This is a genomic window from Flavilitoribacter nigricans DSM 23189 = NBRC 102662, assembly GCF_002646595.1.
GTDB classification, from domain to species: Bacteria; Bacteroidota; Bacteroidia; order Chitinophagales; family Saprospiraceae; genus Flavilitoribacter; species Flavilitoribacter nigricans.
The window spans coordinates 45,105-55,283 of record NZ_PDUD01000060.1; the positions used below are offsets into that span (position 1 = coordinate 45,105).

The following is a 10,179-nucleotide window of genomic DNA, read 5'->3' on the forward strand; positions in this document are numbered from 1 at the left end:
TGATAGACCTGTGACTGCTCTGACTATCTACTTCGAACTATGAGATTTGCTCATGCAAGGTATTGTCCCTGTCATGAACTGAAAAGTATTGCTAGTTCACAACATTAGATACTGTTCACGACGGCCTTTTCCCTCGTATTTTCCTTAGCCCCCCCAACCCTTTGGAGGGCCCCGTGCGGTCTATATGTTCGGAGGATTTTTCCGGATAAGACCACCCTAATATTGTATGTAATCCACTCCTGTACGGGATATGGAAACAGATTTTTTATACCATCTTTCTAATCAAACTCTAACAAATTATGATGCTATCTCGACATCAAGCTCAAACCAGGAGCAGCCGCATGCAGCACTATGCCTATCGGTATTCGCGCATGCTGGGGCTTCTCTTTTACTGCCTGCTGGCTGCACTGCCATCGGGTTTCGGGCAGGAAGAGCCCGACGAACTGGTTCCCTGCACCATTGAAACCTGTCCACCTTCCGTTAAGGTTTCCTGCGGTGAACTACTTGATCCCACCGCACTCGGCGAACCCGAACTGATCGGCGACGACTGTGAGGAAGCAACGGTGACGTATTCCGATGCGCTCGGCGGCGGGGCCTGCTCCCAAACCATAGTGATCGTCCGGACCTGGACGGTAACCGACACCGCAGGTAATGCTACCACCTGTAAACAGTCCATTGAGATCGTGGATGAAAGCGATCCGGTGATCGTCGATCTGCCGGATGATTCCATCGACGGTTGTGCTACCGAATGGCCAACTCTGAAAACCACCTGGAGCGATAACTGTGCCGATGGTGGAGAGATCACTGCCGAAATGGGCCCCATTGAGACTTCGGAAGATGATGATTGCATTCAATTCCGGATCTACACGTTCACAATTACCGATGCTTGTGGAAATTCCGCGACGGAAACAACAAAAATTACCCGTGACAACAGTACAACGAAACCCGAGGTAAAAGACCTGCCGAATTTCACCATAGAGTGTGGTGATGACTGGCCCGACCTGGAAACGAACTGGTGGGATGATTGTGATGGCGAAGGTAAAGTAGCGGGTGTGCCCGGTCCGGTGAAAACGGATGGGTATGACCTTTGCAAAGAATACCGCATCTATACCTTTAAATACGTCAATGGTTGCGGCAAATACGACGAAGAAACCACTAAGGTGACTCGTCTGAACGGCAGTGCTCAGCCGGAAGTAAAAGACCTGCCCAACTTCACCATTGATTGTGGTGACGACTGGCCCGAACTGGAAACCACCTGGTGGGATGACTGCCTGGGTGAAGGAAAGATCGTAGGTGTTCCCGGTCCGGTGATGACCAATAGTTACAATCCCTGCCAGGAGTACCGGACGTATACCTTCAAATTTACCAATGCCTGCGGTAAACTTGACGTAGAAACCACTACCGTTACCCGTTTGAACGGCAGTGCGAAACCGGAAGTAAAAGACCTGCCGGACATGACGATCGACTGCGGTGACGACTGGCCGGAGCTGAAAACCAACTGGTGGGATGACTGCCAGGGCGAAGGCAAAGTGGTCGGTGTACCGGGTGAAGTGAAATACGATGGTTACAATCCGTGTGTTGAATACCGGATCTATACCTTCAAATTCACCAACGCCTGTGGTAAATCTGATACGGAAACGACCAAAGTAACCCGCTACAACGGCAGCGCGAAACCGGAAGTGAAAGACCTGCCGGACATGACGATCGACTGCGGTGACGACTGGCCGGAACTGAAAACCAACTGGTGGGACGACTGCCAGGGAGAAGGCAAAGTAGTCGGTGTACCGGGTGAAGTGAAATACGATGGTTACAATCCATGTGTGGAATACCGGATCTATACCTTCAAGTTCACCAACGCATGTGGTAAATCCGATACGGAAACGACCAAGGTAACGCGCTACAACGGCAGCGCCAAACCGGAAGTGAAAGACCTGCCGGATATGACGATCGATTGCGGTGACGACTGGCCGGAGCTGAAAACAAACTGGTGGGACGACTGCCAGGGCGAAGGCAAAGTGGTTGGCGTACCGGGTGAAGTGAAATACGACGGTTACAATCCGTGTGTTGAATACCGGATCTATACCTTTAAATTCACCAACGCCTGTGGAAAGTCCGATACAGAGACAACTAAGGTGACGCGCTATAACGGCAGCTCCAAACCGGAAGTAAAAGACCTGCCGGATATGACGATCGACTGCGGTGACGACTGGCCGGAACTGAAAACCAACTGGTGGGACGACTGCCAGGGCGAAGGCAAAGTGGTTGGCGTACCGGGTGAAGTGAAATACGACGGTTACAATCCTTGCGTAGAATACCGGATCTATACCTTCAAATTCACGAACGCTTGCGGTAAATCCGATACGGAGACGACCAAGGTAACGCGCTACAACGGCAGCTCCAAACCGGAAGTAAAAGACCTGCCGGACATGACGATCGACTGTGGTGACGACTGGCCGGAGCTGAAAACCAACTGGTGGGACGACTGCCAGGGCGAAGGCAAAGTGGTCGGTGTACCGGGTGAAGTGAAATACGACGGCTACAATCCTTGTGTAGAATACCGGATCTATACCTTCAAATTCTCCAACGCTTGCGGAAAATTCGATACGGAAACGACCAAGGTAACCCGCTACAACGGCAGCGCCAAACCGGAAGTGAAAGACCTACCGGACATGACGATCGATTGCGGTGACGACTGGCCGGAGCTGAAAACCAACTGGTGGGACGACTGCCAGGGCGAAGGCAAAGTGGTCGGTGTACCGGGTGAAGTGAAATACGATGGCTACAATCCATGTATTGAATACCGGATCTATACCTTCAAATTCACCAACGCTTGTGGTAAATCCGATACGGAGACGACCAAAGTGACTCGCTACAACGGCAGCGCGAAACCGGAAGTAAAAGACCTGCCGGACATGACGATCGACTGCGGTGACGACTGGCCGGAGCTGAAAACCAACTGGTGGGATGACTGCCAGGGTGAAGGCAAAGTAGTCGGCGTACCGGGTGAAGTGAAATACGACGGATACAACCCATGCGTAGAATACCGGATCTATACCTTCAAGTTCACGAACGCCTGTGGTAAATCCGATACGGAAACGACCAAAGTAACCCGCTACAACGGCAGTGCGAAACCGGAAGTGAAAGACCTGCCGGACATGACGATCGATTGCGGTGACGACTGGCCGGAGCTGAAAACCAACTGGTGGGACGACTGCCAGGGTGAAGGCAAAGTAGTCGGTGTACCGGGTGAAGTGAAATACGATGGCTACAATCCATGTATAGAATACCGGATCTATACCTTCAAATTCACCAATGCTTGTGGTAAATCCGATACGGAGACGACCAAAGTAACGCGCTACAACGGCAGTGCGAAACCGGAAGTAAAAGACCTGCCGGACATGACGATCGATTGCGGTGATGACTGGCCGGAGCTGAAGACCAACTGGTGGGATGACTGCCAGGGCGAAGGAAAAGTAGTCGGTGTACCGGGTGAAGTGAAATACGATGGTTACAACCCATGTATTGAATACCGGATCTATACCTTCAAATTCACCAATGCTTGTGGTAAATCCGATACGGAAACGACCAAAGTAACGCGCTACAACGGCAGTGCGAAACCGGAAGTAAAAGACCTGCCGGATATGACGATCGACTGCGGTGACGACTGGCCGGAACTGAAAACCAACTGGTGGGATGACTGCCAGGGCGAAGGCAAAGTAGTCGGTGTACCGGGTGAAGTGAAATACGATGGCTACAACCCATGTATTGAATACCGGATCTATACCTTCAAATTCACGAACGCCTGTGGAAAATCCGATACGGAAACGACCAAGGTAACCCGCTACAACGGCAGCGCGAAGCCGGAAGTAAAAGACCTGCCGGACATGACGATCGACTGCGGTGACGACTGGCCGGAGCTGAAAACCAACTGGTGGGATGACTGCCAGGGCGAAGGCAAAGTAGTTGGTGTACCGGGTGAAGTGAAATACGATGGCTACAATCCGTGTATTGAATACCGGATCTATACCTTCAAATTCACCAACGCTTGTGGTAAATCTGACGAGGAAACGACCAAAGTAACGCGCTACAACGGCAGCGCGAAACCGGAAGTGAAAGACCTGCCGGATATGATGATCGATTGCGGTGACAACTGGCCGGAACTGAAAACCAACTGGTGGGACGACTGCCAGGGCGAAGGCCAGGTAGTTGGTGTACCGGGACCAGTCCAGTACGACGGTTACAATCCGTGTATTGAGTACCGGATCTATACTTTCAAGTTTACCAATGCCTGCGGTAAGTACGACCTGGAAACAACCAAGGTAACCCGTAAGGACAACAAAGCACCCGAATTACCGGTGCTCGGAGCGGATGACCTGACCTGCTACGATGAGATCCCGGATCTCGACGAACTCATGTGGCTGATCAAAGAAGGCGTAACCGATAACTGTGATGATAATCCGACGGCGGAAATTATCAAAGATACGGGTGAACCGACCTGTGAATACGGTAGTTTCAGCCGGACGTTCACCGTTCGCCTCTGTGATGCCTGCGGCAACTGTAAGGAAGTGGATATCACCTATTCCGGTACCTGTAGTGGAATGACTTCCTATTGCACCACTACCCAGGGTGGCTGGGGCAATCAGGGAACTTACCTGCCATGGAACAATTACGACGGTATGGCCAGCAGTAAGGATATTATTGCCGAACTGATCGCTACCTACGGTAATATCGTTATCGGTAGACAATACGGCGGTAGTTCACTGACCATCCAGAGTGCCGACTGTGTGATGGCCTTGTTGCCGGGTACTGGCAAACCGGGACGCCTGCCGTCCGGCGATAAAGTATCCAAGTCTGAGGAAGGATGTGCCCCTTACGGTGGAGACGCACTCTCACCGGACGGTCGCCTGAATAACAGCATGGCTACCCAGACCATTGCACTGCAGCTCAACCTGTGGTACGGTATGAAGATGCACGGAAAGAGTATTGGTGAACTGCGGATCGGCGACAAAGGGCTTGACCTGAAGATCAAGGATCTGCCTTCTATCATTAAGACGGTAGATGATCTGCTGACTTACGCCAACCTCCAGTTGGCCGGTGCGGGTGGCTCCAGCTACAACAGCATGTACGCTATTGCCGAAGCGCTGACCAAGGTAAACCAGTATTTCACCGGGTGTGAAATGACGCCGGTTTACGAATGCGAAGGTGAAGTGCCGGATCCGGATTGCGAAGATTTCTGTACCCTGACGCAGGGTGGCTGGGGTAATGCCGGCGGAAAGTATCCGTGGTCCAACGATAACGGCAAGGCCGGTACTCTGGATATCATCAGTGCCCTGATGACTACCTACGGGGACATTCTGCTCGGAGATCCGGAGGGTAACTCCCTCTCTATCCAGAATGCACAGTGTGTGATCGATCTGTTGCCGGGCGGTGGTCAACCGGGTGTCCTGCCGGAAGGAGATATGGTAGCTGACGGAGGCAACTGTAAACCTTACGGTGACGACAAGCTCAATAATCTGGCTACCCAGACTGTTGCGCTCCAGTTGAACCTCTGGTACAACCTCGCACTGAAAGGCATTAATCTCGGTGGTCTGGAACTCGATGGAAAATGTCTGGATATTGATCTGGGACACTCCATGGATGATCATCAACTTTTGCTGGTTCAGGACCTGTTGGATTTTGCGAATCTTTATCTGAGCGGTCAGATCGGTTCCGATAAAAGTGTAGCGGGTAAACTGACGGAAGCCATTGCTGAGATCAACGAGGAATTCAATAACTGCGGTGCTGCTTATTCGGTACTTCCGGAAACGGATGCTACGGCGCCGGATCAGTTCCGGGTCTATCCCAATCCTGCTACCGACCACGCAGAATTACAGTACGAAGCCCAGGAAGACGGCACTTTGATGGTTCGGATCATGGACGCTAATGGTCAATTGATCAAGTTCAGAGAATTCGAGGTGGTCAAAGGTCTGAATTACCTGGAATTGATCACGGAAAGACTGAGTTCAGGAATGTATTACATTGTCACCCAAAAGGACAAAGTAATGCTCCAGGACCGGATCGTGATCATGGAAAAATGACGCTATGAATAATTTGTAAATTCGATTTCGAAATAAGAGAGGGCTTCCCGGTTTGCCGGGGAGCCTTTTTTTGTCCCGGCAAAGCAGTGGTCGCTTCCGAGCAGGGGGAGGTCTACATCCTCGATCTTTTGAAGGAGCAGCACAGCATATCACTGTGGCCGAATAGGAGAGGGATTTGAGCGGTTTGGTCCTCCGGATAGGCAGCTCCGATGAATACTTTGGAGGTGATTAACGTACGTAATGTTGGCTTAGTTGGAAGGATATAGGGGATATTGGTAGATAGCGCTCCGGATGAAGTCCGTGACAAACTACGATCCCGGCGCCGCACTGATCCACAAATCCGGATAGGATTATGCATTTCACGGCACTTCCGGAACCCCGGGATCCAGTTGAAAAAGTGCTGATCAAAAGTGTGAAAGAATTGAATGGAAAAAATAAATATATCATCCGTCGGCAGGTAAACTTTTGATTTTTAAGTGATTTCGGCTTATCTTTGGAAGACGATACAGAGATATATAAAAGTCCCTTCGTTACTAAATGTCCTATACTAGCGTTAGCCACACGGCTCCTGCTTGCTATCATTAACTACATCATCCACACACTACTTCACGACCGATCCCCCCTCTAATGGCACTAGATGCCCTGGATATTCTTATAGCAACTATTGGCGGTTCCCTTCGGAATCGTGACTGAATTGGATTTAAACATACTACATACTAAAAAAAACTTTACTATGAGAAAATTGAACACAAGCGGCTTTTCGCCCTGAACACGGTACAGGGCAAGGTAAAAGCCGCGGCCATCTCGGGCGCTAATTTTCTGAAAAACAATTATTTAGGTAACCATTGTTGCGTTCATCCGGTGCTAATGCGTTTCAACCTACGGATTATGCTCCCGGTGCGTTCTGCTGACTTTCAGAGGATTATGCCTCCTGTCGCCGTTACCACACGCTTACCTTCCCGTCTTTAAGTTAAGTAATGCTTACGGCTTTGGTCCGGTCAACGGACGAAAGCGTGTTGATCCATGATCGCTATTCCTATGCTGTTGCATAGGGATGGGGCCTGCTGTCTCAGTTCGTCTGGGCCGGGAGGGGTCTGGCTTATCACATACTAAATCCAAAAGTCTTTAATCACATGAATAATTCCAATCAAATGAAAATGCATTGGCATTTACCGGCCAGCGTATTGTCACGATCTTTCTCTGTTCTTTCTCTGCTATTTGCCATATCTTTTTCTCCCCTCCTCGCACAAAATGACAGTCCCTGCGAATGCGTTCAGCGCTGGCAGGGAGGTGCCCACTGGAATGAGGACGGTACCATTAACGATGCTCCGAACGCTCCCAATCCATTGGGTATCATCCGGTGCGGAAGCTCTGCCGAAACACAGTCCAATATCAAACCGGGAAATTGTGTCTATAATCCGGATGAGTTTACCATCGATGTGGAACTGTATCCGTGTATTGATCCCAGTACCCAGAAGGAGGTAGCCGCGGTCAATCCAACCGCGGGAGAGCCTATTATCTGGCTGAATCTCGATGTCCGGCCTAACGCTGGATCTTTTCAGGTGCAGATCAATGACAACTCCGGCGATAAGATCGCCTGGGCACTGTACTATTCCCTGAGCTTTGAGGCCGGCCTGAACGAAAACGGGATCAGTGGAGATTGTAATACCCTGGTGCTGGCCGCCTGTGGAGTGGAAAGCTCCAATACCTGGAATACCCTGCCGGTTCCCAGTTTTTCGCAACCGACGAACTATTATCTGGCGATCTGGGACCAGGATGCGGACGGCGACCTGTCGGTCAATAACTTCAAAGCCCGCTTTGGCTGTGGAGACGCCGATATTTTAGTTTGTAATCTGGAGACCGGCCCCGAAACGACCGAATGCCAGACTGAAACCTACACCGTAGCCGTGCCCATTATGGGGATCAACGGTAATTATGTCGGTTATGATCCCAATGCTACACCGCCTTATTCCGATCCCGTATGTCTGACCAATTCCGGTACTACGGACGTTACCTCCGGCACCATTCTCATGACTTACCCAAAAGACGTTGCCACCTATAATATTCAGATCGCAATCGATGCCGATCCGGACGATGATTGTCCTGATCCGATTGTTCCGGAAAACTGCGGGGCGACGATCACGGGTGATGCGCCGGTTTGCTGCGAAGCGCCGCAGCTGACCTGTCCGGGGGATCTGACGATCTCCTGCGAATCGTCCATCGATCCGGCTCTGGTCGGTACGCCGGAAGTCACCGACGGATGCGGCGAAGTGAGCCTGAGCCATTCGGATGTGGTTACCGGTGGGCTGTGCGCTTCGGAAAGCGTGATCGTTCGGACCTGGACGGCTACTGACGAAGCCGGCAATGAAACGATCTGTGAACAAACGATCACCGTGCAGGACCTGACGGCACCCCTGGCGCCTCAGGCCCCCGAAAATGTAACGGTTTCCTGTGCTGCCCTGATCCCGGAGATGCCGGACCTGGTAGCGATGGACAACTGCATGGGAGAAGTTGCAGCTTTGCCCAGTTCGAGTATCACCGGCGAAACTTGCGTGAATAATTTTACGATCGAGCGGGTCTGGACCTTTGTGGATGATTGTGGAAATACCTCCAGCATTTCGCAATTGATCACTGTAGTGGACGAGACGGCTCCCCTGGTGCCCGAACCGCCGGAAGATGTAACCGTCGATTGTCTGTCCGAAGTGCCTCCGGGCATGGATCTTACCGCTGACGACGGTTGTGAAGGAACGATCACGGTCAGCCCCGAAGATGCGGTAACGCCGGGTGAGTGTATCAATGATTTTGTGATCCTGCGTACCTGGACCTTCGAGGACGCCTGTGGAAATGTGTCCAGTGTCTCACAAACCATTACGGTAAAAGATGAGACGGCTCCGGTAGCACCCAATCCTCCGGCCAATGTGACGGTTTCTTGCGCCTCGGATGTACCAGTGGAAGTTGAACTGACGGCTACAGACAATTGCGATGGCGACATCACGGTCGGCCCGACTTCGGTAACTACGGAAGGGGAGTGTGCCAACGACTTCACGATCGTACGCACGTGGACCTTCGTTGATATCTGCGGCAACACCTCCAGTGTTTCCCAAACCATTACGGTGAAAGACGAGACAGCTCCGGTAGCACCGAATCCACCGGCGGATGTAAGAGTTTCTTGTGCATCAGATGTTCCAGCGGAAGTTGAACTGACGGCTACAGATAACTGCGACGGCGATATTACGGTTGGCCCGACCTCTGTGACTACGGAAGGAGCGTGTGCCAACGACTTCACGATCGTTCGCACGTGGACCTTTGTGGATATTTGCGGAAACACTTCCAGCGTTTCTCAAACCATTACGGTCAAAGATGAGATTGCTCCCGTAGCGCCGAATCCTCCGGCGGATGTAAGAGTTTCTTGTGCATCAGACGTACCGGCGGAAGTGGAACTGACTGCTACAGATAACTGCGACGGCGATATTACCGTTGGTCCGACTTCGGTAACTACGGAAGGCGCGTGCGCCAACGACTTCACGATCGTACGGACCTGGACCTTTGTGGATATCTGCGGCAACACCTCCAGTGTCTCGCAAACCATTACGGTAAAAGACGAGACGGCTCCGGTAGCACCCAATCCTCCGGTCGACGTGACGGTTTCCTGCGCCTCAGATGTACCGGCGGAAGTCGAATTGACGGCTACAGATAACTGCGATGGGGACATTACCGTTGATCCCACTTCGGTAACTACGGAAGGAGCCTGCGCCAATGACTTCACGATCGTCCGCACCTGGACCTTTGTCGATATCTGTGGTAACACTTCCAGTGTTTCTCAAACCATTACGGTCAAAGATGAGATTGCTCCCGTAGCGCCGAATCCTCCGGCAGATGTAAGAGTTTCTTGTGCATCTGATGTTCCGGCGGAAGTTGAACTGACGGCTACGGATAACTGCGACGGCGATATTACGGTTGGTCCGACCTCCGTGACTACGGAAGGGGCCTGTGCCAACGACTTCACGATTGTGCGCACGTGGACCTTTGTCGATATCTGTGGTAACACCTCCAGTGTTTCTCAAACCATTAAGGTAAAAGATGAGATTGCTCCGGTAGCACC

The 10,179-nt window shown here is 51.6% G+C and carries 2 protein-coding genes; both read left to right on the top strand.

What is annotated here, in order from left to right; translation table 11 throughout:
* Positions 1–341: 341 nt before the first annotated feature.
* Positions 342–6,077: a T9SS type A sorting domain-containing protein gene (locus tag CRP01_RS38380; protein ID WP_170110728.1), complete on the top strand. Its 5,736-nt coding sequence runs from the start codon at positions 342–344 to the stop codon at positions 6,075–6,077.
* A gap of 1,157 nt (positions 6,078–7,234) precedes the next feature.
* The coding region (locus CRP01_RS38385) for an HYR-like domain-containing protein (protein WP_222845923.1) at positions 7,235–10,179 on the top strand (2,945 nt) is incomplete at its 3' end.